The 22,049-nt window shown below is 62.1% G+C and carries 26 protein-coding genes; 18 read left to right on the top strand and 8 right to left on the bottom strand.

Annotation, left to right across the window (positions count from 1 at the left end; all coding sequences use genetic code 11):
* Positions 1-130: 130 nt before the first annotated feature.
* Complete coding sequence (locus ACX3P0_RS13540; protein WP_459089162.1) at positions 131-568, top strand: VOC family protein; 438 nt, start codon at positions 131-133, stop codon at positions 566-568.
* Between the two features lie 22 nt (positions 569-590).
* On the top strand, positions 591-944 hold the full coding sequence (locus tag ACX3P0_RS13535) for a DUF1428 domain-containing protein (RefSeq protein WP_459078144.1): 354 nt from the start codon (positions 591-593) through the stop codon (positions 942-944).
* 13 nt (positions 945-957) lie between these two features.
* Here the strand turns inward: ACX3P0_RS13535 and ACX3P0_RS13530 are convergent, their stop codons facing one another.
* Positions 958-2,577 carry a tetratricopeptide repeat-containing sulfotransferase family protein gene (locus ACX3P0_RS13530; protein WP_459089270.1) on the bottom strand — a complete coding sequence of 540 codons (1,620 nt, stop codon included), beginning with the start codon at positions 2,575-2,577 and terminating at the stop codon, positions 958-960.
* A gap of 298 nt (positions 2,578-2,875) precedes the next feature.
* Between ACX3P0_RS13530 and gnd the strand changes: the two genes are divergently transcribed.
* From gnd to ACX3P0_RS13510, 4 genes are all read left to right on the top strand, one after another.
* Complete coding sequence (gnd, locus tag ACX3P0_RS13525; protein ID WP_459089160.1) at positions 2,876-3,892, top strand: phosphogluconate dehydrogenase (NAD(+)-dependent, decarboxylating); 1,017 nt, start codon at positions 2,876-2,878, stop codon at positions 3,890-3,892.
* Positions 3,893-4,260: 368 nt separating this feature from the next.
* Positions 4,261-4,473: a cold-shock protein gene (locus ACX3P0_RS13520; RefSeq protein WP_459078142.1), complete on the top strand. Its 213-nt coding sequence runs from the start codon at positions 4,261-4,263 to the stop codon at positions 4,471-4,473.
* A gap of 291 nt (positions 4,474-4,764) precedes the next feature.
* Entirely contained in the window at positions 4,765-4,977 is a 213-nt protein-coding gene (locus ACX3P0_RS13515) for a cold-shock protein (RefSeq protein WP_378223319.1), read from the top strand.
* A gap of 171 nt (positions 4,978-5,148) precedes the next feature.
* Complete coding sequence (locus ACX3P0_RS13510; protein WP_459089158.1) at positions 5,149-5,553, top strand: BA14K family protein; 405 nt, start codon at positions 5,149-5,151, stop codon at positions 5,551-5,553.
* Positions 5,554-5,815: 262 nt separating this feature from the next.
* Here ACX3P0_RS13510 and ACX3P0_RS13505 read toward each other — a convergent pair whose 3' ends face one another.
* The 3 genes from ACX3P0_RS13505 to ACX3P0_RS13495 all read right to left on the bottom strand — a co-directional run bounded on the left by ACX3P0_RS13505 (position 5,816) and on the right by ACX3P0_RS13495 (position 7,881).
* A complete protein-coding gene (locus ACX3P0_RS13505) occupies positions 5,816-6,457 on the bottom strand; it encodes an MBL fold metallo-hydrolase (RefSeq protein ID WP_459089157.1) in 642 nt (213 codons plus the stop codon).
* An 82-nt stretch (positions 6,458-6,539) separates the two neighbouring features.
* Positions 6,540-6,848: a hypothetical protein gene (locus ACX3P0_RS13500; protein WP_459078139.1), complete on the bottom strand. Its 309-nt coding sequence runs from the start codon at positions 6,846-6,848 to the stop codon at positions 6,540-6,542.
* A gap of 139 nt (positions 6,849-6,987) precedes the next feature.
* Positions 6,988-7,881, bottom strand: a complete 894-nt coding sequence (locus tag ACX3P0_RS13495) for a branched-chain amino acid aminotransferase (RefSeq protein ID WP_459089155.1) — start codon at positions 7,879-7,881, stop codon at positions 6,988-6,990.
* 247 nt (positions 7,882-8,128) lie between these two features.
* Between ACX3P0_RS13495 and ACX3P0_RS13490 the strand changes: the two genes are divergently transcribed.
* Genes ACX3P0_RS13490 through ACX3P0_RS13480 form a run of 3 tightly spaced genes read left to right on the top strand, consistent with a single transcriptional unit; the run spans position 8,129 to position 10,833 of the window.
* Positions 8,129-8,662, top strand: coding sequence for a MarR family winged helix-turn-helix transcriptional regulator (locus ACX3P0_RS13490; RefSeq protein ID WP_459089153.1), 534 nt, complete (start codon positions 8,129-8,131; stop codon positions 8,660-8,662).
* On the top strand, positions 8,649-9,368 hold the full coding sequence (locus ACX3P0_RS13485) for a response regulator (protein WP_459089151.1): 720 nt from the start codon (positions 8,649-8,651) through the stop codon (positions 9,366-9,368). The genes ACX3P0_RS13490 and ACX3P0_RS13485 overlap by 14 nt, the downstream gene beginning before the upstream one ends.
* Before the next feature lie 49 nt (positions 9,369-9,417).
* The gene (locus ACX3P0_RS13480; protein ID WP_459089149.1) at positions 9,418-10,833 is read left to right on the top strand and encodes an ATP-binding protein; all 1,416 of its coding nucleotides are present in this window, start codon (positions 9,418-9,420) and stop codon (positions 10,831-10,833) included.
* 77 nt (positions 10,834-10,910) lie between these two features.
* Here ACX3P0_RS13480 and ACX3P0_RS13475 read toward each other — a convergent pair whose 3' ends face one another.
* From ACX3P0_RS13475 to ACX3P0_RS13465, 3 genes are all read right to left on the bottom strand, one after another.
* Positions 10,911-11,270, bottom strand: coding sequence for a tRNA-binding protein (locus ACX3P0_RS13475; protein ID WP_459078133.1), 360 nt, complete (start codon positions 11,268-11,270; stop codon positions 10,911-10,913).
* 6 nt (positions 11,271-11,276) lie between these two features.
* Entirely contained in the window at positions 11,277-11,777 is a 501-nt protein-coding gene (locus tag ACX3P0_RS13470; RefSeq protein WP_459078132.1) for a type III secretion system chaperone family protein, read from the bottom strand.
* Between the two features lie 308 nt (positions 11,778-12,085).
* Positions 12,086-12,382, bottom strand: coding sequence for an accessory factor UbiK family protein (locus ACX3P0_RS13465; protein WP_459089147.1), 297 nt, complete (start codon positions 12,380-12,382; stop codon positions 12,086-12,088).
* A 130-nt stretch (positions 12,383-12,512) separates the two neighbouring features.
* Here ACX3P0_RS13465 and lgt point away from each other — a divergent pair, with 130 nt between their 5' ends.
* From lgt to ACX3P0_RS13435, 6 genes are all read left to right on the top strand, one after another.
* A complete protein-coding gene (gene lgt, locus ACX3P0_RS13460; protein ID WP_459089145.1) occupies positions 12,513-13,367 on the top strand; it encodes a prolipoprotein diacylglyceryl transferase in 855 nt (284 codons plus the stop codon).
* On the top strand, positions 13,364-14,443 hold the full coding sequence (locus ACX3P0_RS13455) for a class I SAM-dependent methyltransferase (RefSeq protein WP_459089143.1): 1,080 nt from the start codon (positions 13,364-13,366) through the stop codon (positions 14,441-14,443). The genes lgt and ACX3P0_RS13455 overlap by 4 nt, the downstream gene beginning before the upstream one ends.
* A gap of 105 nt (positions 14,444-14,548) precedes the next feature.
* The gene (pgeF, locus tag ACX3P0_RS13450) at positions 14,549-15,343 is read left to right on the top strand and encodes a peptidoglycan editing factor PgeF (RefSeq protein ID WP_459078128.1); all 795 of its coding nucleotides are present in this window, start codon (positions 14,549-14,551) and stop codon (positions 15,341-15,343) included.
* Entirely contained in the window at positions 15,343-16,494 is a 1,152-nt protein-coding gene (locus ACX3P0_RS13445) for a M24 family metallopeptidase (protein ID WP_459089141.1), read from the top strand. The genes pgeF and ACX3P0_RS13445 overlap by 1 nt, the downstream gene beginning before the upstream one ends.
* A 52-nt stretch (positions 16,495-16,546) precedes the next feature.
* The gene (locus ACX3P0_RS13440; RefSeq protein ID WP_459089139.1) at positions 16,547-17,143 is read left to right on the top strand and encodes a hypothetical protein; all 597 of its coding nucleotides are present in this window, start codon (positions 16,547-16,549) and stop codon (positions 17,141-17,143) included.
* 123 nt (positions 17,144-17,266) lie between these two features.
* Entirely contained in the window at positions 17,267-18,202 is a 936-nt protein-coding gene (locus ACX3P0_RS13435) for a ribose-phosphate pyrophosphokinase (RefSeq protein ID WP_459078125.1), read from the top strand.
* 10 nt (positions 18,203-18,212) lie between these two features.
* On the opposite strand, the gene ACX3P0_RS13430 is transcribed toward ACX3P0_RS13435, so the two are convergent.
* Complete coding sequence (locus tag ACX3P0_RS13430) at positions 18,213-19,028, bottom strand: AraC family transcriptional regulator (RefSeq protein ID WP_459089268.1); 816 nt, start codon at positions 19,026-19,028, stop codon at positions 18,213-18,215.
* A gap of 121 nt (positions 19,029-19,149) precedes the next feature.
* Here ACX3P0_RS13430 and ACX3P0_RS13425 point away from each other — a divergent pair, with 121 nt between their 5' ends.
* The 3 genes from ACX3P0_RS13425 (at position 19,150) to pth (ending at position 22,031) form a co-directional block, all read left to right on the top strand.
* Complete coding sequence (locus ACX3P0_RS13425) at positions 19,150-20,394, top strand: MFS transporter (protein WP_459089137.1); 1,245 nt, start codon at positions 19,150-19,152, stop codon at positions 20,392-20,394.
* Positions 20,395-20,606: 212 nt separating this feature from the next.
* Positions 20,607-21,266, top strand: coding sequence for a 50S ribosomal protein L25/general stress protein Ctc (locus ACX3P0_RS13420; RefSeq protein WP_459078122.1), 660 nt, complete (start codon positions 20,607-20,609; stop codon positions 21,264-21,266).
* A 21-nt stretch (positions 21,267-21,287) separates the two neighbouring features.
* Positions 21,288-22,031, top strand: a complete 744-nt coding sequence (gene pth, locus ACX3P0_RS13415) for an aminoacyl-tRNA hydrolase (RefSeq protein ID WP_459089135.1) — start codon at positions 21,288-21,290, stop codon at positions 22,029-22,031.
* The last annotated feature ends 18 nt before the right edge of the window (positions 22,032-22,049 follow it).

Below are 22,049 nucleotides of genomic sequence, written 5' to 3'. Positions count from 1 at the left end.
GTTAAAACGGCATAGAGCGCTCGAACCAGACGCATCCGACCCAATGCCGGACCAAAAAATCTCCTGCGTTGTAGGAACGCGCCGCCTCCGTCCGTCCTTGGCATGTCATGTAGATTTGGAGGACACAGCAATGAACGACACGATAAGGCAAGCCGACCAGCCAGCCCCCGCGAAAGTGCTTGGCGGCATGACGCCCTATATTTCGGTGAGCGGCGCGCTGAAGGCCGCCGAATTCTACGGCAAGGCTTTCGGCGCTGAAACCGTCTTCATGTTTCCGCCCGACGAGCAGGGACGCACCATGCACGTCCATCTCCATGTCAACGGTTCCACGCTGATGCTGTCGGACGGCTACCCCGAGCACGGCCACCCGGCGCTGAAACCGCAAGGCTATACGCTGCAACTGCATCTCAAGGAGAGCGAGATCGACCGCTGGTGGAAGCGCGCCATCGATGCCGGCTGCGAAGTGACGACGCCGCTCGCCATCATGTTCTGGGGTGACCGCTGGGGTTCGCTGCGCGATCCGTTCGGCGTCGACTGGGCCATGAACGCCCCCCTGAATGCCGCCTGAAACCCAACCGAAGGAGACAACAATGGCCTATGTCGATGGTTTCGTCGTTCCCGTTTCGAAGGCAAAGCTCGATGCCTACAAGGATCTCGCCCATCTGGCCGGCACGGTCTGGAAGGAACATGGCGCACTGGCTTATGTGGAATGCATCGGCGACGATGTTCCCTATGGCGAACTGACCTCGTTTCCGCGTTCCGTGCAGGCCAAGGACGACGAGGTCGTCGCCTTTTCCTGGATCGTCTACGAATCGCGTGAGAGCCGCGACGCCGTCATGGCCAAGGTCATGGCCGATCCCCGCATGCAGCCCGGCATGGAAAACATGCCGTTCGACGGCAAGCGCATGATCTTCGGCGGCTTCAAGCCGTTCATGGGGCTGTAGCGGACGGCAGCCCTCACCCCAGCCGGTCGATCAACGGTTTCAGCTTGTCGCCATAGCGTTTCCAGAGATCGACCGAGCCCTGATACATCGGCTGGCGCACTTGCGCCGCCGACGCGGTGCGTACCGCGCGATCGCTTTCGTGGAAATTCAGGCAGGCATCGCTCCACGGCAGGCCGAGATAGGCGATCAGCGCGCGCGTCTGCCCTTCCTGGTCGGCAACGAAATCCTCGTAGCGCACATCGTGCACCACGCCCGGCAGCACGGCATGCCAATGCGCCATCATGTCCGCATAGATATTGTGGAAATCGGCCAGTTCGCCAAGATCGTAGCTGTAGAGATGGCCGTCGCCACGGAAGAACGTCTTGTAGATCGACAGGCACGTCGCCACCGGGTTACGCGCGCAATGGACGATCCTGGCCTTGGGCAGCATCATATGAAGGAAGCCGATCAGCAGGAAGTTGCCCGGCATCTTGTCGGTCACGTGCCTGTAGCCGGGATAGCGCTTGTGCAGCATGTCGAGATAGTCATGGCCCGCGTCCGAGAAGACCTTGTCGGGCAGGTCTCGGATGCCGGCCGGGAAGCCGCCCTTCATGTCGAGCGGAAATCCCTTGCCCACCGCCGTCTTCAGGATGGTCAACTCGCCCGCGCCGAACACCTGCGGATGGCTGGCGATGATCTGCTCGACCAGCGTCGTGCCTGAACGCGGCATGCCGACGACAAAGATCGGCGTATCGTCGCTGATCGCGCTCGGCTGGTGCTTTTCGAAGAACGCGGCGTCGAAGGTTTTTTTCATCGCGGCAAATTCGGCGCGCGTCCTGTCGCCGTCATAGGTTATGCCCTGGCGGCGGATCGTATTGGCCTCGGCGAAATAATCGAAAGCGCGCTCATAGGCCTTCAGATCGTCGTTGCGCTTGCCCAGCCCGAAGGAAAGCTGCATCCGGTCGAAACTGCCGGTCTCGACCTGCCCATGCAGCGCCTGGACGGCGGCAAGTTCGGCATCGGCTTCGCGCTGGCGGCTAACCTGGCTCAACATCAGCCACGACTTGGCCTGCTTTGGCGCAACCGCCAGCGCGCGCCGCAACATTTCCGCCGCCTCTGTCAGGTCGCCCTTCTCCATCAGCCCGACGCCAAGCCCGTGCAGCACTTCGGCATCATTCGGGCGGATCGACAGCGCCTCGCGAAAGACGGCGATAGCCTCGCCCAGCCGGCCAAGTTCCTGCAACGTCTCGGCCAACCCGACGCGCGCGCGCATATAAAAGGGATTGCGCCCCATCGTGCCGCGAAACGTCTCTTCCGCCGCTAAAAACTGCCCCATGTCCTTTTGCAGGAAGCCGAGATTGTCACGCCCCGCCGCATGGTCCGGCTTGAGCGCCACCGCCTTGCGGAAATGCTCGAGCGCCGCCTGGCCGTGGCCGAGATCGCGAAGCACGGTGCCGAAATTGTTCAGGAAATCGGGACTCTTCGGCTCCGCCCTGATTGACCTCTCGATCAGCGGAAGACCTTCCTGGCTCCGGCCGCCCTGATGCAGCAGAAGGCCGAGGAAATGCAGCGCCGCCGCATGATCACCCTTGGCCGAAAGCACCTGCCGGTAGAGCGCCTCGGCCTCCTGTACCCTGCCTGCCTGATGGTGCATCAGGGCCTGGCGGACATGCTGATCCAGATTGCCGCGCGGCGGCTGGCCGGAACCCGATCCGCCGCCTGCCTTGGCCCCGTCCCGTCGTCTCAATGCCCTGTTGATGATGAACCTGCCATTTCTTGCCGTTTGCCAAGCGTAATAATGGGCCGGTCCCTTCAGCGCAACCACACCGGCGCGATCACGACACTGTCACAAGTCGATCCCAATCGGTTCTTTCCAACCGTGGCCATATGTCGGAAAAGGAGTGCACAGGTCGCTCGCGGCCGTGCTCCCACCAACAGACAGGGACAAAACCATGCAAATCGGAATGATCGGGCTTGGCAGGATGGGCGCGAACATGGTGCGCCGGCTGCTGCGCGACGGCCATGAATGCGTCGTCTACGACATCAATGCGGCCGCCGTGGCGGCACTCGCCAAGGAAGGCGCGGTTGCCGCCGCCTCGATGGAAGAGTTCGTGCAGAAGCTGAAAAAGCCGCGCAGCGCCTGGCTGATGCTGCCGGCCGCCATCACCGGGCAGAATGTCGATCGCCTCGCCGCCTTGATGGAGAAGGGCGACATCATCGTCGACGGCGGCAACTCGAACTACCGCGACGCCGTCGACCAGGCGGCAAAGCTGGACCCCAAGGGCATCAATTATGTCGATGTCGGCACCAGCGGCGGCGTCTGGGGTCTGGATCGCGGCTACTGCCTGATGATCGGCGGGCCGAAAACGGCGGTACAGCATCTGGATCCGGTATTCGCCACCCTCGCCCCTGATCCGGACACGGCGGCTGGCTCGGCTGGAACCGGTGCAGGCACCGCCCCGCTCGGCTATCTGCATTGCGGCCCGAGCGGTGCCGGCCACTTCGTGAAAATGGTCCATAACGGCATCGAATATGGCGTCATGGCCGCTTATGCGGAAGGCCTGAACATCCTGAAATCCGCCAATGCCGGCGCTGAAACGCGCACCGCCGATGCCGAAACGACGCCGCTGGAAGAGCCGCAATACTACAAGTTCGACATCGACCTCGCTGCCGTCGCCGAAGTCTGGCGGCATGGCAGCGTCATCGGCTCATGGCTGCTCGACCTGACGGCGGGCGCGCTGAAGGAAGATTCCGCCCTGACGAAATTCGGCGGGCGGGTGTCGGATTCGGGCGAAGGCCGCTGGACGCTGAAGGCCGCGATCGACACCGGCGTACCCGCGCCGGTGCTGGCGTCGGCCCTGTTCGACCGTTTCGCCTCGCGCGGCGAATCCGAATTCGCCGACAAGATGCTGTCGGCCATGCGCTTCGCCTTCGGCGGGCATGTGGAAAAGCCAAAGGACGCAAAATAGGCACGGGTGCCGGCCCCTCGGTGTTTGCCTGCACCCATGCTTTGGCGCCAGTTGGCCGATGACCTTTCGGCCAGCCGGCTATAGAGGTAGCTTGCGGGCATTCGTCCCGATGCACGCCACAGGTGCGCGCTATCTTGCAAGTCTCACATTTCCGTGTCATAAATTTCGCGTTCGGGCATTTGCGGACCCGGAGACTGGAACGTTTGGCGCGACCTTTCCCCGATATTGTGAATCTCTGACGGCCCCGTTTTTTGGCGGGGGGTTTTAACGTGCGCGAATGCATGACCGCCAATGCAACTACCGGAACCTGCTACCGGCGACAGGCGGCGGCAGGAGCAATGACTGAACGGGTGAAGGAGTTTCCCCAAATGGCCCAGACCGGCACCGTTAAATTCTTCAACGCCACAAAAGGCTTCGGATTCATCACGCCAGACGACGGCGCCAAGGATGTGTTCGTCCACATCTCGGCAATCGAAGCCTCCGGCCTGCGCACGCTGGTCGACGGCCAGAAGGTAACCTTCGACGTCGAGCCCGATCGCATGGGCAAGGGTCCGAAGGCGGTAAATCTGCGCGCGGAATAATCGATCGTCCCGATTGCGATCCCACGAATTTGAAGGCGCGATGGCCCTCCATCGCGCCTTTTTCGTTGGAGCGCCGTGCGTCCGATTGGACGCATAAAGGACGCTCCAGCACGATGATGGAGCATCGGAACAATCCGAAAACCGTCGCCACTTTTCGGTCCGATGCTCTGGAGCGTTTCATGCCGGACGCCCAAAGATTTTGCTTGCCGATAGCCGGAAAATAAAGGACAAATTTCCGCATAGGGCATGAGATTGCCCAAGATGGACCTGTCGGGATCAGAGGAGATTCCCATGCCGCAGACCGGCACCGTCAAATTCTTCAATCACGCCAAAGGCTTCGGCTTCATCACGCCGGATGACGGGGAAAAGGACGTATTCGTCCACATATCTGCCGTGCAGGCATCGGGGCTTCCCGGACTTGAGGACGGACAAAAGGTGACGTTCGACACCGAGCCGGACAAGCGCGGCAAAGGCCCCAAGGCGGTCAACCTCACCATCGGCTGACGAGCCATTTTAAAGTTGGATACCTTTTTGGGCCGATGCCCTTTGCGATCGGGTGTTTTGGCGCAAGCGCCGGTCTGTTCAGCCACCGTTCAGCCACGGAATTGTAGTTATCTGCTTCAGAACGGCCCCGCGACCCTCGACCGCGACCGAGCCGACACGAAGGAGATCGTCATGAACAGGATTTTCAAGACCACGATTTTGTCCGCCGCCGTTGCCGCAATGACGCTGGCGGCCCTGCCCGCGGCCAATGCCAGCGACTGGCGGCATCGGCATAACCACCGTTCCGGCGACGCCGTTGCGGCCGGCGTGCTAGGCCTTGCAGCCGGCGCCCTGATCGGCGGCGCGCTCGCCAATCCCGGCCCTGCCTATGATGACGGCTATTACGGCGACGACTATTACGAACAGCGCCGTTACGTGCGAGTGCGCCCACGGGTCATTTACCGGAGCGACTATGCCGGGGAGCCGTGGACGCGCGAATGGGTGCGCTATTGCTCGAACCGCTATCGCAGCTTCGACGCGCGCAGCGGCACCTTCGTCGGCTATGACGGGCAGGAACATTTCTGCACCGCCAACTGACAGCGTCCCGGCACAGGCTTCATCTCGATAAAGCGCCGTCGTGTCCCCACGGCAGCGCGCACCTTGCCGGTAAGACGCCGCCGGCCCACCGCCGTCATCCTCGGTCTTGTGCCGAGGATCTGCAGCTCCTACTCAAATGGCTGAAAATAAATAATTATTCTGCGACGTGCGCAGATGCTTGGGACAAGCCCAAGCATGACGGGAAGGAGGTCGCCGCTCCACCTGATGGTGGCGCTTTTCGCCCTCTAAAGTGTGTAAACTCTCACACCAGAAAAGGATTCATACGCCGTTCGTCACCAAAACGGCCACCCGGCCCATGGCCGCACAGGAAGCCGATGTCGTCGCCGAGTGGCAGCAGCTTTTCCTTGATCGAGTGGATGAGCGCGGCGTGGTCGCCGCCCGGCAGATCGGTGCGCCCGACCGAGCCGCGAAACAGCACGTCGCCGACATGGGCGAATTTGGCGGCACGGTTATAGAAAACCACATGGCCCGGCGCATGGCCCGGACAATGAAGCACCTCGAACACATGCTGGCCGAAAGAAACGACATCCCCTTCGGCAAGGAACCGGGCAGGCACGCAATTGCGCACCGCTCCGGTCAGGCCAAAGCGCTGCGCCTGGGCTTCGAGATTGGACAGCAGCGGCAGGTCGGCCTCGTGCGGACCGACGATGTCGACGCCGAGCGCATCCTTCAACGCCATGGCGCCGCCCGCATGATCGATATGGCCATGCGTGATCCAGATGGCCTCCGCCGTGATGCCGTTCTCCTTGAGCGCCGCAAGGATGTTCTCCACGTCGCCGCCGGGATCGACCACGACGCCGACCTTGTCGTCTGAATCGAACAGGATCGCACAATTCTGCTGGAAGGGCGTCACCGGGACGATGATGGCGTTGAGTTGGCCCATGGCTTTTCTTCCGTCGTCATTTTCAACAAAATGGGCGGCCGAAGCCGCCCATCAAGGTTTGAACGTAAAGCGTCCTAAAAATCTACTTCTTCATCGCATTCATGACGGCACCGACGATACCGGTCAGGATCGCGCCGCCGCCAACGCCGCCAACGATATTGTTGAGGTTGAGCGCGCTGCCCACCCCTTCCACGGCTGCAGAAGCCGCAGCAGGATCGATGCCGCCACCAAGCAGGCTGCCGAGAATAGCCGCGCCGCCGACGCCGCCGATCGCGCCGCTAAGAAGTTTGGGAAGCTGGCCCATCGCCGCCTGCTTGACCGCCGCTCCGACGGCCTGCCCGCCTATGATACCTGTAACTACCTGAACAATGATCGGAAGAAGTGTTTCCATAATTGTTAGTCCCTCTCTAGCCAGCCTCAAGGCCACCGCATCATCAGGCGCGAATTCGGCGAAAGTCAAATGCACAAATGCTGAAATAAAAGGGGCGGCTCGAAAACCGCCCCTGTTGCACAGAAAACTGGCGTTTCAGCTATTCCGCGGCAATCGCATGCTTGGGCTGTACGGCCGCCGAATAGGCCTCCATCAACGATTTGGCGATCTCGCCGACCTCGAATCGGTACGGGCCGATCTCGGCAACTGGCGTCACTTCGGCCGCCGTCCCGGTCAGGAAGCACTGCTCGAAACCTTCCAGTTCCTCCGGCAGGATGGCGCGTTCGATCACTTCCAGGCCGCGGTCTTTGGCCAGGCCGATGACGGTGCGGCGCGTGATGCCGTCGAGGAAACAGTCGGGCGTCGGCGTATGGATCTTGCCGTCCTTGACGAAGAAGATGTTGGCGCCCGTCGCTTCCGCGACCCGGCCGCGCCAGTCGAGCATCATCGCGTCGGCATAGCCCTTGGCCTCGGCGGCGTGCTTGGAGATGGTGCAGATCATGTAGAGACCGGCAGCCTTGGCTTTCGAGGGAATGGTGCGCGGATCGGGCCGGCAATATTCGGCGATGTCGAGGCGGATGCCCTTCAGCTTCTGCGCCGGATCGAAATAGCTCGGCCATTGCCAGATAGCGATGGCCAGGTTGATGCGGCTGTTTTGTGCGGCAACGCCCATCTGCTCGCTCCCACGCCAGGCGATCGGGCGGACATAGCCGTCCTTGAAACCCTGCTTCTTCAGCAGCGCCCGGCAGGCGTCGTCGATCTCGGCGACCGAGTAAGGGATTTTGAAGCCGAGGATGCGCGCCGATTCATGCAGCCGCTCGGTGTGCTCCGTCAGCTTGAAGATTTCGCCGCCGTAAGCCCGTTCGCCCTCGAACACGGAACTGGCATAGTGAAGACCGTGGGTCAGCACATGAACCTTCGCGTCGGCCCATTTGACGAATTCACCATTCATCCAGATATAGCCGTCAAGCTGGTCGAAGGGAACGGATGCCATGCTAACCTCCTGCGGGCGCTGCCCGCCTTCCTCTTAGGGTTGAAACTCTCTTTTTCGTCCGCGATAAGCGCCGAAACCATGAAATTAGGCCGATAACCGAAGTGTGGCAAACTCAGGAAGTTTCGGAAAAACCGCCTTACTATGTCTTTTCGTTCGCTATCGGCCCAAAAGCTTGCCAAAAATTATCAGCCGCCTAAAACTATGTCAATAGTGCTGACATATTTATGGGACCCAACTCAGGACAGCCATGCCCGAAACCAGCCACCCCAGTTCCGCAGCGATCAAGGCCGCGATCGGTAACGAGGACGGCATCGACTTCGCCCTCATCGAGCTGTTCTTTTTCGCCTATCGCGATTTCACGTCGGACCCGGACGTGATCCTGGCCGACTACGATTTCGGCCGCGCCCATCACCGGGTGCTGCATTTCGTCAATCGCCGACCGGGCCTGACGGTCGCGGAATTGCTCGACGTCCTGAAAATCACCAAGCAGTCGCTGGCGCGCGTGCTCAAGCAGTTGATCGACACCGACCATATCGTGCAGGTGCAGGGGCCGCGCGACCGCCGCCAGCGCGAACTCTATCCGACCGAGAAGGGGCGCAAGCTGGCCTTGGCCTTGGCAAGACCACAGTCAAGCCGTATCCATGCAGCACTGGAAGGACTGGGACAATCCGATCGCGCTTCGATCGAGCATTTCCTGAAGGGAATGGTCAATCCGGAACTCCGGGCGCAGATCGACATTGTGCCCGCAAACACGTCAGGATGCAGCCATGGAGACGAATGACACCCTGGATCGATCGGCGGCGCCCGATGACGATGCACCGCATCTGCTGGTGATCGACGACGATACCCGCATCCGCAACCTGCTGAAGCAATTTTTGAGCGAAAACGGCTTCCGCGTCACGGTCGCCGGCAATGCGGACGAAGCCAGGCGCAAATTGCGCGGGCTGGATTTCGACCTCCTGGTGCTGGATGTGATGATGCCGGGCGAAAACGGCGTCGAACTCACGAAATCGCTGCGGGCGGAAAAGGACGTGCCTATCCTGATGCTGACCGCGCTGTCGGAGACCGACAGCCGCGTAACCGGCCTTTCCGCCGGCGCGGACGACTATCTGCCAAAGCCGTTCGACCCGCGCGAATTGATCCTGCGCGTCAACAACATCCTGCGGCGTGGCGGGCCGCCTTCCTCGACCAAGCTCGAGCAACTGGTCTTCGGCCCCTACACGTTCCAGCTCGCCAAGCGCGAATTGAAGCGCGGCGGCGAGGTTCTCAAGCTGACCGACCGCGAACAGGAAATCCTGGCCATATTCGCCGCGCGCGCCGGCGAAACCATTCCGCGCCATGAACTGGTCGGCGACGATTCGGAGGTCGGCGAGCGCACGATCGACGTCCAGATCAACCGCCTGCGCCGCAAGATCGAGCGTGACCCCGCCAATCCTGTCTGGCTGCAGACCGTTCGCGGTATCGGCTATCGCCTGAGTGTGGAATAGAATGCAGCCGGCCGGCCTTTCCCCGACGGCCGAAGGCGAGTCGTAGCCCATGGCGACCAGTGAGTTGGAGCGGCCGGGAAACAGCACGCCGCCCACGCATCACCGACGGCTTCCAAGACCGTTCCGCCGCGGCTGGCACCGCTTCTGGCGGCTTGTCTCGCTCTACATGCCCAAGCGGCTCTATGCCCGCTCGCTGATCATCGTCATCGCGCCGATGTTCCTGCTGCAATCGGTCGTCGCCTTCGTCTTCATGGAGCGCAACTGGCAGACCGTGACGCTGCTTTTGTCGCAATCGGTCGTGCGTGACATCGCCGCCATCGTCGACCTGGTCGAGACCTATCCGCACGACCTCGACTATGCCAACATCATCCGCATCGCGCAGGACCGGATGCAGTTGAAAGTCGATCTCCTGCCGCCGGACCCGCTGCCGCCGCCCGGGCCAAAACCGTTCTTTTCCATCCTGGACGAGCCGCTGTCGTCGGAAATAACCCGCCAGATCAACCGGCCCTTCTGGATCGACACGGTCGGCAACTCCAACATCATCGAAGTCCGCGTCCAACTGGAAAACAAGGTGTTGCGCGTCTTCGTGCGCCGCAGCCAGGCCTATGCCTCGAACATGCAGGTCTTCCTGCTGTGGATGGTCGGCACCTCAGTCGTGCTGCTGATGATCGCCATTCCCTTCCTGCGCAACCAGATCAGGCCGATCCTGACGCTGGCCGCCGCCGCCGAAAGTTTCGGCAAAGGGCAGCCGATGCCGCGCGATTTCCGGCCGCGCGGCGCCGAGGAGGTACGCCGGGCCGGGTTTGCCTTCATCCAGATGCGCGAGCGCATCGAGCGGCAGATCGAGCAGCGCACAGCCATGCTGACCGGCGTAAGCCACGATTTGAGAACCATTCTCACCCGTTTCAAGCTTCAACTGGCGCTGGCCGGCGGCAGGAAGGCCGACATCGAGGCGCTGAACCAGGATATCGACGACATGCAGTCGATGCTGGAAGGCTATCTGGCGTTCGCGCGCGGCGAAGCAGCCGAAGACACCGGGCATTTCGATCTCAACGCCTGTTTCCAGAAACTGGCCGAGGAAGCAGCGCTTCGCCGCCGCAAGCTTTCAACGAAGATGGAGGGCAACAGCGACGTGCAGGTGCGGCCAAACGCTTTCGCGCGCCTTTTGTCCAATGTCGTGGGCAACGCCTTCCGCTATGCCAAGGCAGTCGAGATTTACGCCGTCCATCGGCGCGGCATGCTGACCATCACCATCGATGACGACGGCCCCGGCATTCCGCTGGCCAAGCGCGAGGAGGTGTTCAAGCCCTTCGTGCGTCTGGACGAGGCCCGAAACCTCGATGCCAGCGGCACCGGGCTTGGCCTGGCCATTGCCCGCGACATTGCCCGCAGCCATGGCGGCGACGTGACGCTGGACGAAAGCCCGCTCGGCGGTCTGCGCGCCGTGATCAAGATACCGGCCTGACGACAATCAGAGCATCGGACCGAAAAGTGGATCCGGTTTTCGGGTTATTCCGATGCTCAATCAAAGTGCTTGGAAACTTAGAACAGCCGGCCGCCGTCCGGCACTTTACGCTCGATGGCGCCGAGCACGACGGCCCCCTCATCATCGGGAAAGCCCAGCGTCAGCACTTCCGACATGAACGGCCCGATCTGGCGCGGGGGGAAATTCACCACGGCAAACACTTGTCTGCCGACCAGCGTCTCGGGCGCATAATATTTGGTGATCTGCGCCGACGACTTCTTCACCCCGATAACCGGGCCGAAATCGATCTTCAGCTTGATCGCCGGCTTGCGGGCTTCGGGAAACGGTTCGGCTTCCACGATCGTGCCGGCGCGGATATCGACCTTGTCGAAATCCGAAAAACCGATCTCGGGCTTGCGGGCGCTGTTCGAACTCATCGTGTTTCAGGCATTGCCGAGTGTTTCGAACAGAACGCCGGCCAGCGCATCCTTGGCGGACGTTCCCGACCAGACGACGAACTGGAACGCCTGGAAATAGCACTCGCAGGCTTCCAGCGCCGACGACAGCAGCACCTCGACCTGCTGGCTCGACGGCTCGACGCCGCCGGCAAGCAGCAGCGACTGCCGGAACATGATCGCGCCTTCCTGCTCCCACAGGTCGAAATGGCCAAACAGCATCTGCTCGTTGATCAGCGACAATAGCCGCATCACTTCCAGCGCACGGCTCTCGGGAACCTTGATGTCGAAGGCGCAGGCCAGGTGCAGCGCCTCGAAATCCTCCATCCACGAAAAGGAGACCTGATATTCGGCCCAGCTTCCGACAACCGATATGGAAATCTCGTCGTCGCCGGCGCGCTCGAACGACCAGTCGTTGTTGTGCGCCACCTGCTCGATCACGTCGACCGGATGGATGTCGCGCGAGACTTCGAGTTCGAGAAGTTCCATGAATGCTTCCTGTCGTTCTTGAACGTCACCGCGCGCTCCGCGCAACGCACACGAACAAATCTTGTCTTGAACCCAGACGATCAGGATTGCTCGACACAAAACCCCGGCCCCATCGCCCGCTGCCTGACTCGTTTCCGAATCATGCAACAAATTCAGTCTATTGATCGGGAGTCGCGTGACCAGCCTATTTTTTCACACCGCGTCATTCGCATGTGGAAAGTCGCTGTCACGCAGATTCATGCAATGCCGGTAAGGGATTCACGGCAAAGCGCTTTTTCAAGGTCTGGCTTTGTGGAAAAGTTTAACGTTTATTTTTTGGCAGGACGCTTCGGCGAAGCCTCCGGGGCATCAGAAACGGCTGCAAGCCGTGCCTCAAGCGCCTCGATGCGGGCGCTAAGCCGCGCATTTTCGTCGCGCGCCTTCGCCGCCATGTCGCGTGCGGCCTCGAATTCCTCGCGCTGAACGACATCCATCGTGTTCAAAATGCGCTCCGCCTGCCCGCGAAAAGCCGTCTCGACCTCGCGCCGCACCCCTTGCGCGGCACCGGCGGCATCGGTCATCAACTTGGCGAATTCATCAAGAATGCGGTTCGGTCCGTTCGACATGGCATCACCTCGCTTGGTCCGATTGACGTAGTTGCCTGCGAGATGGATTGCAAGAACTCCTCGCCTTGACCATGCCGAATCCCTGCCGCATGTTCCGGCGCGAAACAAGATCGCAATCCGGAGAACCCTGTTGAGCGACTATCTGCTCCTGCCGCTTGCGGCCCTGCCCTTTCCCAATATCGACCCCGTCATCGTCCATCTCGGGCCGCTGGCGATCCACTGGTATGGTGTCGGCTACATCGTCGGCATCCTGTTCGCATGGTGGTACGCAAAGCGCCTCGTCACCAATCCGAAATTGTGGGCGAACGGCGTCCTGCCGATGAAACCCATGGACCTTGACGATTTCATCGTCTGGGCGGCCATCGGCGTGGTGCTGGGCGGGCGCACCGGCTACGTGCTTTTCTATGATCTGCCGCGCTACATCGCCAACCCGCTCGACATCTTCGCGGTCTGGCAGGGCGGCATGTCGTTCCACGGCGGTCTTTTGGGCACCGTCTTGGCCATGGTGCTGTTTGCGCGGTCGCGAAAAATCCACACATGGTCGCTGCTCGACGTCGTCGCCGCCGGCGTGCCGGTCGGGCTTGGCCTGGTGCGGCTGGCCAACTTCATCAACTCCGAGCTTTGGGGAAGGCTTTCCGATGCCCCCTGGGCGGTGGTCTTTCCCAATGGCGGGCCTTTTGCGCGCCACCCCAGCCAGATCTACGAAGCCTTGCTCGAAGGGTTGGTGCTGTTTCTGGTGCTGCGCTTCCTTACCCATTCTCGCCTGAAGCTGAAGACGCCGCGCTTCGTCGGCGGTGCCTTCATCTGTGGCTACGGTCTGTCGCGCATCTTCGTGGAATTCTTCCGCGAGCCCGACCAGCAGATCGGCTATCTGCTCGGCACCGGCTGGCTGACCATGGGCATGGTTCTGTCCCTGCCGATGGTGCTGTTCGGCATCTGGTGCATGACCACCGCCAAGCCTGCGGCTGCCCCCCGGCAGGCATGACGCGTCTCAAGCAGCGTATCGTCGAGCTGATTTCGGCGCTGGGACCGATCCCCGTCAGCGAATACATGGCGCTTTGCCTGTTCGATCCGCGCGATGGCTACTACACCACGCGCGAACCGTTCGGCACCGAAGGGGATTTCATCACGGCCCCCGAAATCAGCCAGATGTTCGGCGAACTGGTGGCGGTATGGCTGTACCAGACATGGCAGACCATCGGCTGCCCGATGCCGGTCACCCTCGCCGAAATCGGGCCCGGACGCGGCACGCTGATGAAGGACATGCTGCGTACGCTGTCCCGGCTCGATCCCGCCTTCACCAAGGCCGCTTCTTTTGCCATGATCGAAACCAGCCCGCGCCTGACCGAAATCCAGAAGAAGACGCTGGAAGGTTCGGCCGCAACGCCCGATTGGTACGAAACCGTCGATGCCCTGCCAAAAGCGCCACTGCTCATCGTCGGCAACGAATTGTTCGACGCGGTTCCGATCCGCCAGTTCGTGCGCACGCAAAAAGGCTGGCGCGAGCGCATGATCGGCCTCGACGACGAGGAAAAGCTGGCCTTCTTCGCGGGTGCGGCCTCGCTCGACCCGTCGCTACTGCCCGATGGCGCGGCCGATGCGAGCCAAGGCGCCATCGTCGAGCTTGCACCGGCCCGCTCGGCGCTGATGACGACCATTACGCAGCGCATAGAAGACAATGGCGGCGCGGGCCTGTTCATCGACTACGGCTATCTGAACCCCGGCGTCGGCGACACACTGCAAGCCTTGCGCCAGCACCGGCATGAAGACGTTCTTGCCAGTCCGGGCGAAGCCGACCTGACCTCCCACGTCGATTTCGCCGCCCTGGCCTCCATCGCACGCACGCACGGGCTCGATGCGCACCTGACGACGCAAGGCGCATTGTTGGTCGGCATGGGCCTGCTTGAGCGAGCGGGGCGTCTCGGCGCGAAGGCCGATGCGGCGGGTCGCGAAAAGCTGGCGCAAGAGGTCGAACGCCTCGCCGGGCCGCAAGCCATGGGCGAGCTTTTCAAGGTTCTGGCAATCCTGCCGGCAGGCTCCAGCGTACCCTTCCCGTTATAATCATTGATTTTTTCCCGGCACTAGAGCGACAGCGCGCTTGCCTAGCCCAGACTGGCCGGCCAAACTTCGCTTGACGAAACAGGCGGCGGAGACAACAAAGCGGCAATGCTGAATCAGAACAAGCCGGAACCGATCCGCTCATCCCTGCTTGACGAGGCGAAGGGCCGTGGCATTCGTCACGGTTACTTCACGCGGGTTGGCGGCGTCTCCGAAGGCATCTACCAAGGCCTCAACATCGGCACAGGCTCCAGCGACGACCAAACGCTGGTGGCGGAAAACCGACGCCGCGTGGCCGAATGGATGGGCGTCGCGCCCAGCCACTTCCTGACCGCCCACCAGTTCCACTCGCCCGACGTAATCGTTGCGCGTGAACCCTTTGCCGGGCCGCGCCCCAAGGCCGACGCCATCGTCACCGACCGGCCGGGCATCGCGGTCGGCGCTTCGACCGCCGATTGCGGACCGGTGTTGTTTGCTGATGCAACAGCCCGCATCATTGGCGCCGCCCATGCCGGCTGGAAGGGCGCGTTCACCGGCGTGCTGGAAAACACCATTGCCGCCATGGAAGGCCTTGGCGCACGGCGCGACAGCATCGTTGCCGTGCTCGGCCCCTCCATCGGCCCGAAAAACTACGAGGTCGGACCGGAATTCGTCGCCCGTTTCATCGAGGCGGATGCGGAAAACGCCCGTTATTTCACCCCCTCGGCAAAACCCGGCCATTCGATGTTCGACCTCAACCTCTATACGGTCGACCGTCTGGCGAAGGCGGGCGTGCAGGCGCAGGGGCTTGGCCGCTGCACCTATGCCGAGGAAGACCTTTTTTACTCCTATCGGCGCGGGACACATCGCGGCGAGCCGGATTACGGGCGGCAGGTTTCCGTCATCGTTTTGGAGAAAGAATAATGGCCCTGCATTTCGAGCGCTCCGAATTCGACGCCCGGCGCGACCGGCTGATGATCGAAATGGCCGACAAGAAGCTCGACGCCGTGCTGCTGTTTGCGCAGGAAAGCATGTACTGGCTGACCGGCTACGACACGTTCGGCTTCTGTTTCTTCCAAAGCCTGGTGGTCAAGGCGGACGGCTCGATGGTGCTGCTCACCCGCTCGGCAGATTTGCGCCAGGCGCGCCAGACCTCGATCATCGAGAACATCGTCCTGTGGACCGACCGCGACGGCGCAAATCCGGCCATCGACCTGCGCAACCTGCTCAACGATCTCGACCTGCTCGGCAAGCGCATCGGCGTGGAATACGATACCCACGGGCTGACCGCCTTCAACGGCCGTCGCCTCGATGAGCATTTGCAGACATTCGGGCAGATCGCGGATGCTTCCGGCATCGTCAACCGGCTGCGCCTGTTCAAGAGTCCGGCCGAAGTCGCCAAGGCGGAGAAAGCGGCTAGCCTCTCCGACGACGCGCTGGACGCGGCCTTGCCGCTCATCAAGCAGGGCGGCGACGAGGCCGCCATCCTCGCCGCGTTGCAGGGCACGATCCTTGCCGGCGGCGGCGACTACCCGGCCAACGAGTTCATCGTCGGTTCGGGCGCCGACGCACTGCTCTGCCGCTACAAATCCGGCCGCCGCAAGCTCAACAAGAACGACCAGTTGACGCTGGAATGGGCCGGTGTCTTCAACCACTATCATGCCCCGATGATGCGCACGATTTTGACCGGCAAGGTCTCCAAGCGCCATCAGGAATTGTTCGACGCCGCCCGCGCCGCTTTGCTTGCGGTGGAGAAGGCAATGACGCCCGGCAACACTTTCGGCGACGTTTTCGACGCGCATGCGCGCGCGCTCGAGGCGCACGGTCTGACCAAGCACCGGCTGAACGCCTGCGGTTACTCGGTCGGAGCCCGCTTCACGCCGTCCTGGATGGACATGCCGATGTTCTACCAGGGCAATCCCGAGCCGATTGCCCCGAACATGACCCTGTTCGCGCATATGATCATCATGGACTCCGAGACGGAAACGGCAATGACGCTCGGCCGCACCTATCTGACGACGGAAACACAGCCGAAGCCGCTGTCGCGCCATGATCTCGACTTGATCGTGCAGTGAACCCGTGGGGAATTCGCGAAAGGGCAAGACAGCGCCAAGGAGTTTTCGGCCAATGAGGCGACCGCATTCGACAGCCCTGTTGTTGCTGATGGCAGCCGTCCTTTGCGGCTGCACCCGCGCCAATGAAGTCCTCGACCCGTCGGCGATCAAACCGGCGACGCAGGCAACGTCAGCCGTTCAAGGCAACGATCTTTCGGTTCCGGCCACGCCGCCGCCCACCTCGACGGTTTCGCCGGCGCAAAGCGCCGCCGCTCTCGCCAGGACCCGGCTGCAGATCGCGCCGATCGTCGGCGCGACGGTCGAGGCCGCCACCCCGCTGACGGAAAGGCTGGCCCTGCGCGCGCGCGAACGCGGCATCACGCTGGCCGGCAGCGCCGGAGGGCAAGCGCCAACCCTCATGCTCAAGGGCTATTTCTCGGTCGTGTCGGAAGGATCGGACACCACTGTCATCTATGTCTGGGACGTCTATGATCCAGCCGGCAACCGCCTGCACCGCATCAATGGCCAGCAGAAGGCGCCTTCCGTGAAGGGAGCCGAAGGCTGGCCGGCCGTTCCGCCCACAACCATGCAGGCCGTCGCCGACTCGACGGTCGAGCAGCTTGCCGCGTGGATCTCCAGCCGTGCCGGTCAGGAGACGTCTTCCAACTAATCCACCGCGAATCCCCTTGGGATAACGGTTTTTTTGAGATAGCCGGCTGAATCCGGCTCTCAACCCTTGCAATACCGGACAAGGCGACTAAAAGCCCGATAAAATCCCTTCCAGGAACGACGAATGAAACTCTTCGCGGGCAATTCCAACAGAGTGCTGGCCGAAGCAGTCGCCCGCTATCTCAACATTCCTCTCGGCAAGGCCAGTGTCCGGCGTTTCGCTGACGAGGAAATCTTCGTGGAAATCCAGGAAAACGTGCGCGGCGAGGATGTCTTCATCCTCCAGTCGACGTCTTTCCCGACCAACGATCACCTGATGGAAATGCTCATCATGATCGATGCCTTCATGCGCTCCTCGGCAAGGCGCATCACGGCGGTGATTCCCTATTTCGGCTATGCCAGGCAGGACCGCCGCGCTTCCGGCCGCACGCCCATCTCGGCCAAGCTGGTCGCCAACATGATTGCCCGCGCCGGCGCCAACCGCGTCATGACGCTCGACCTGCATGCCGGGCAGATACAGGGCTTCTTCGATATCCCGACCGACAATCTGTTTTCCGTGCCGGTCATGGCCCGCGACGTGAAGGCGAAATACAAGCAGATCCACAACGTCATGGTGGTGTCGCCCGACGTTGGCGGCGTGGTTCGCGCCCGCGCGCTGGCCAAGCGCATCGACGGCCAGCTTGCCATCGTCGACAAGCGGCGCGAACGGCCGGGCGAATCGGAAGTCATGAACGTCATCGGCGCGGTCGACGGCAAGGATTGCCTGCTGTTCGACGACATCGTCGATTCGGGCGGCACGCTGTGCAACGCCGCCGACGCGCTGCTGGAAAAGGGCGCCTCGAGCGTTACCGCTTATATCACCCATGGCGTGCTTTCGGGCGGCGCGGTCGCCCGCATCGCCGGCTCCAGATTGCAGGAACTGGTCATCACCGATTCCATTCGGCCGAGCCAGGCCGTGCTCGACGCCGCCAATATCCGCGTCGTGTCCATCTCCGACCTCCTCGGCGAAGCGATTTCACGCACGGCAACCGAAGAATCCGTCTCCAGCCTGTTCGATTGAACCGTTTCGGTCAGGCCGCATCGCGCGCTCCGCGCAGATAGCTGCGCGGCGATGTGCCCAGCATGCGCTTGAACATCGTGGTGAAGGCCGGCACGCTGTCATAGCCGAGATCGAACGCCACGCGGGTGATCGGTTCGCCGGCCGCCAGCCGCGGCAGCGCCGCGAACAGGCACGCCTGCTGACGCCAGGTCGACAGCGACAAACCCGTCTGGCGATGGAACAGCCGCGTAAACGACCGGCGGCTCATGCCAGCCATGTCCGCCCATTCGTCGATGGTCGCATGCGGCGACGGGGCCGCGATGAAGCGCCGGCACAGCGAAACCAGCCTGGCATCCGTGGGAAATGGTAGGCCCAGCGGCATTTCCGGCAGGTTCGGGATTTCATGCAGCAAGAGGCTCATCAGCAAGCCGGTCCGGCCTTCCAGCGGCTGATCGACAGGCAGCAGCACAGCCTCCGCAATGAGGCTGCGCATCAGGTCGGTTACGCCGACCACGCGCACCATGAGCGGCAGGCCGTCAACGGCGCCGGGAGCCACATAGATGGAACGCATGCTGATGGCTCCGAGCATGTCGACCGAATGCGTAGTCCCTGCCGGAATCCACATCGCATGGTCGGGAGGCACCATCCAGCGGCCAATCCGCGTCTGCACCAGGACAACGCCCGTCGGCGCATAGAGAAGCTGGCCGCGGCTGTGGCGATGCTCGGGTACATGGTAGCCGTTCGGATATTCGGTCGGCAGGGCCACGATGGGGCCGCGAATCCGCTCGAGCCATTCCAGCCTCTCGCGATGCCATCGCTCCAGATCGGCGGCGGCGATGTCCGGCATGGAATTCAGCTTAGAGTGCTTCATGGTCGCAAAGTAGCATATCGGATGGCCCACACGCGAAACTATTGGACCAAACCACGAAAGAAGTCGTCACTCAACAGGATTATAAGCGCGCTGCATCATGCCTCATTGCCATGATCGGGAGTTTGCCTTGACCGACGCCACCGCCACACCAAGCAGCCACGCCCCGGCACGGGTGACGGCGCTGTCCGTCATTCTGGCGGTGAGCCTTTGTCACGGCATCAACGACATCATGCAGTCGCTGCTGTCGGCCATCTATCCGCTGCTGAAAGACAATTACGGCCTCGACTTCTGGCAGATCGGCCTGTTGACCTTCACCTTCCAGATGACGGCGTCGATGCTGCAGCCGGTGGTCGGCATCGTGACCGACAAGAAGCCGATGCCCTATTCGTTGCCCTACGGCATGGCCTCGTCGCTGATCGGCCTGGTCGTTCTTGCCTATGCCGGGCACTATTGGCTACTTTTGGTCGGCGCTTCATTCATCGGCATCGGCTCGGCCGTGTTCCACCCCGAATCCTCGCGCATCGCGCGGCTGGCGTCGGGCGGCAAGCACGGCCTCGCCCAGTCCTTGTTCCAGGTCGGCGGCAATGCCGGCCAGGCGGCGGGGCCGCTGCTCGCCGCCTTCATCGTCGTTCCCTTCGGCCAGACCAGCATCGCCTGGTTCGCCTTCGGATCGTTGATCGGCATCCTCGTCCTGTGGCGTGTCAGCGGCTGGTACGCACGCTTGCGCACGGCCATGAAGAACAGCAAGGCCGCAGCCTTCGTCTCGCCCTTCTCAAGAAGCAGAGTGGGCTGGGCATTGGCTGTCCTGACCCTTCTGGTGCTTACCAAGAACGCCTATATCGCCAGCCTGACCAGTTACTACACCTTCTACGTCATCGAACGGTTCGGCGTCTCGATGCAGATGTCCCAGATCCTGCTGTTCGTATTCATGGGCGCTTCGGCGCTGGGCATCCTGCTCGGCGGTCCCTTCGGCGACCGCTACGGGCAAAAGGCGATGATCTGGTTTTCGATCGTCGGCGTGCTGCCGTTCACGCTGGCCCTGCCCTATGCGAATTTCGAATGGACCGTCATCCTGACCATCCTGATCGGGCTCATCATGTCGTCCGCCTTCTCCAACATCGTGGTGTTCGCGCAGGAATTGGTGCCCGGTCGCGTCGGCATGATCGGCGGCATCTTCTTCGGTCTCGCCTTCGGGGTCGGCGGCATCGCGGCGGCGCTGCTCGGCATCGTGGCCGACATGAAAGGCATCGACTTCGTCTTCCGGATCTGTTCCTACCTACCCTTCCTCGGCCTGCTGACGATCTTCCTACCCAACATGAAGGACGCAAAAACGACCGCCTGATGCACCGTGCAGGCCGCGCTTGCACCGCAACCGGCCTTCCGTTATAGAACCGCCACCCGCATAGACACCCTTGGAGGCAATGCGGGGGAATGTCGCCCGGTGCATGATCTTTCATGTGCATGATCCGTCATGCCGAACCGTGGCGGCTTTCGACGTTTCCGGCTCCGGTCCGCCGCCCGAAAACGCTCCAAATAACCTTGAAAGGAAATGCCATGAGCCAAGCCGCTTCTTATGAGCTCAAGGCCGAAGCACGCGAACAGGTCGGTAAGGGGTCCGCCCGTGCAGTTCGTCGCGACGGTAAAGTACCAGCAGTCATCTATGGCGACAAGCAGCCTCCCCTGGCGATCGCCCTGTCCTACAAGGACGTCTACTACAAGATCCACGGTGGCGCCTTCCTGACCACGATTGCCACGATCGATGTCGACGGCAAGAAGATTCAGGTTCTGCCCAAGGACTACCAGCTCGATCCTGTCCGGGACTTCCCGATGCATGTCGACTTCCTGCGCGTCGGCAAGAACACCCTCGTCAACGTCAACGTGCCGGTCCGCTTCATCAACGAAGAGAAGTCGCCCGGTATCAAGCGCGGCGGCGTGCTCAACGTGGTGCGCCACGAGGTCGAGTTCAATTGCCCGGCCGACGCTATCCCCGACTTCATCACCGTTGACCTCGATGGAACGGAGATCGGTATATCGCTGCACATTTCTTCCGTGAAGCTGCCTGCGAACATGAAGCCGGTGATTTCGGATCGCGACTTCACCATCGCGACCATTACCGGATCGTCGGCGCAGAAGTCCGGAGCGGATGAAGCAGCCGATGCGGCAGTCGCTGCCGCCGCCACTGCCGAGTCGGCAGCGGAAAAAGAAGCGAAATAACCTCGTCGCCCGGAGACGACGATGCTGCTTTTCGCAGGACTCGGCAATCCGGGCGCGCAATACGCCAACAACCGGCACAATGCCGGCTTCATGGCGGCGGACGCTATCGCCCGCCGCCATTCCTTTTCGCCCTGGTCGAAGAAATTCCGCGGCCTGATCGCCGAGGGCAATCTCGGCGGCGAAAAGATCATCCTCATCAAGCCGCAGACCTTCATGAACCTTTCCGGCCAGTCGGTCGGCGAGGCGCTGCGCTTCTACAAGCTCGACCCGTCCGCCGTGACGGTCTTTTATGACGAGATCGACCTTGCCGCCGGCAAGCTGCGCGTCAAGGTCGGCGGCGGCCCCGGCGGCCACAACGGCATCCGCTCCATCGACCAGCATATCGGCAAGGAGTACCGCCGCGTGCGCATCGGCGTCGGCCATCCGGGCGTCAAGGAAATGGTGCAGGGCCATGTGCTCGGCGATTTCGCCAAGGCCGACCGCGAATGGCTGGAGGTGCTGCTCGACGCCATCGCAGACGACGCCCCGCTGCTCGCCAAGGGCGACGACAACGGCTACATGAACCGCGTGACGCTCGCGCTCCGCGACAAGCTCCAGCCGACCGGCACGCACGACACGCCGCCGCCGAAGGCGCCGAAACCGGCCAAGCCCGCCGGCGCTCAAAGCCATATCCGTCAGGCGCGCCCTTCGCAGCCGCCGGCCAAGCTGCCGGAAAGCGGACCGATGGCCGCCATGCTGAAAAAACTGTTCGGCAACAAGGAATGACCGGGCGGGTCGAAGGGG

The sequence above is a fragment of the Mesorhizobium sp. A556 genome (genome assembly GCF_054489545.1).
The sequence above is the reverse complement of the archived record's forward strand: the minus strand, read 5'-3'. Positions and strand labels throughout refer to the sequence as shown.

Coding starts and splice junctions, on each gene's coding strand:
- ACX3P0_RS13540 (WP_459089162.1), top strand. CDS start 131: ATGAACGACACGATAAGGCAAGCCGACCAGCCAGCCCCCGCGAAAGTG.
- ACX3P0_RS13535 (WP_459078144.1), top strand. CDS start 591: ATGGCCTATGTCGATGGTTTCGTCGTTCCCGTTTCGAAGGCAAAGCTC.
- ACX3P0_RS13530 (WP_459089270.1), bottom strand. CDS start 2,577: ATGCACCATCAGGCAGGCAGGGTACAGGAGGCCGAGGCGCTCTACCGG.
- gnd (WP_459089160.1), top strand. CDS start 2,876: ATGCAAATCGGAATGATCGGGCTTGGCAGGATGGGCGCGAACATGGTG.
- ACX3P0_RS13520 (WP_459078142.1), top strand. CDS start 4,261: ATGGCCCAGACCGGCACCGTTAAATTCTTCAACGCCACAAAAGGCTTC.
- ACX3P0_RS13515 (WP_378223319.1), top strand. CDS start 4,765: ATGCCGCAGACCGGCACCGTCAAATTCTTCAATCACGCCAAAGGCTTC.
- ACX3P0_RS13510 (WP_459089158.1), top strand. CDS start 5,149: ATGAACAGGATTTTCAAGACCACGATTTTGTCCGCCGCCGTTGCCGCA.
- ACX3P0_RS13505 (WP_459089157.1), bottom strand. CDS start 6,457: ATGGGCCAACTCAACGCCATCATCGTCCCGGTGACGCCCTTCCAGCAG.
- ACX3P0_RS13500 (WP_459078139.1), bottom strand. CDS start 6,848: ATGGAAACACTTCTTCCGATCATTGTTCAGGTAGTTACAGGTATCATA.
- ACX3P0_RS13495 (WP_459089155.1), bottom strand. CDS start 7,881: ATGGCATCCGTTCCCTTCGACCAGCTTGACGGCTATATCTGGATGAAT.
- ACX3P0_RS13490 (WP_459089153.1), top strand. CDS start 8,129: ATGCCCGAAACCAGCCACCCCAGTTCCGCAGCGATCAAGGCCGCGATC.
- ACX3P0_RS13485 (WP_459089151.1), top strand. CDS start 8,649: ATGGAGACGAATGACACCCTGGATCGATCGGCGGCGCCCGATGACGAT.
- ACX3P0_RS13480 (WP_459089149.1), top strand. CDS start 9,418: ATGGCGACCAGTGAGTTGGAGCGGCCGGGAAACAGCACGCCGCCCACG.
- ACX3P0_RS13475 (WP_459078133.1), bottom strand. CDS start 11,270: ATGAGTTCGAACAGCGCCCGCAAGCCCGAGATCGGTTTTTCGGATTTC.
- ACX3P0_RS13470 (WP_459078132.1), bottom strand. CDS start 11,777: ATGGAACTTCTCGAACTCGAAGTCTCGCGCGACATCCATCCGGTCGAC.
- ACX3P0_RS13465 (WP_459089147.1), bottom strand. CDS start 12,382: ATGTCGAACGGACCGAACCGCATTCTTGATGAATTCGCCAAGTTGATG.
- ACX3P0_RS13455 (WP_459089143.1), top strand. CDS start 13,364: ATGACGCGTCTCAAGCAGCGTATCGTCGAGCTGATTTCGGCGCTGGGA.
- pgeF (WP_459078128.1), top strand. CDS start 14,549: ATGCTGAATCAGAACAAGCCGGAACCGATCCGCTCATCCCTGCTTGAC.
- ACX3P0_RS13445 (WP_459089141.1), top strand. CDS start 15,343: ATGGCCCTGCATTTCGAGCGCTCCGAATTCGACGCCCGGCGCGACCGG.
- ACX3P0_RS13440 (WP_459089139.1), top strand. CDS start 16,547: ATGAGGCGACCGCATTCGACAGCCCTGTTGTTGCTGATGGCAGCCGTC.
- ACX3P0_RS13435 (WP_459078125.1), top strand. CDS start 17,267: ATGAAACTCTTCGCGGGCAATTCCAACAGAGTGCTGGCCGAAGCAGTC.
- ACX3P0_RS13430 (WP_459089268.1), bottom strand. CDS start 19,028: ATGCCGGACATCGCCGCCGCCGATCTGGAGCGATGGCATCGCGAGAGG.
- ACX3P0_RS13425 (WP_459089137.1), top strand. CDS start 19,150: ATGCCTCATTGCCATGATCGGGAGTTTGCCTTGACCGACGCCACCGCC.
- ACX3P0_RS13420 (WP_459078122.1), top strand. CDS start 20,607: ATGAGCCAAGCCGCTTCTTATGAGCTCAAGGCCGAAGCACGCGAACAG.
- pth (WP_459089135.1), top strand. CDS start 21,288: ATGCTGCTTTTCGCAGGACTCGGCAATCCGGGCGCGCAATACGCCAAC.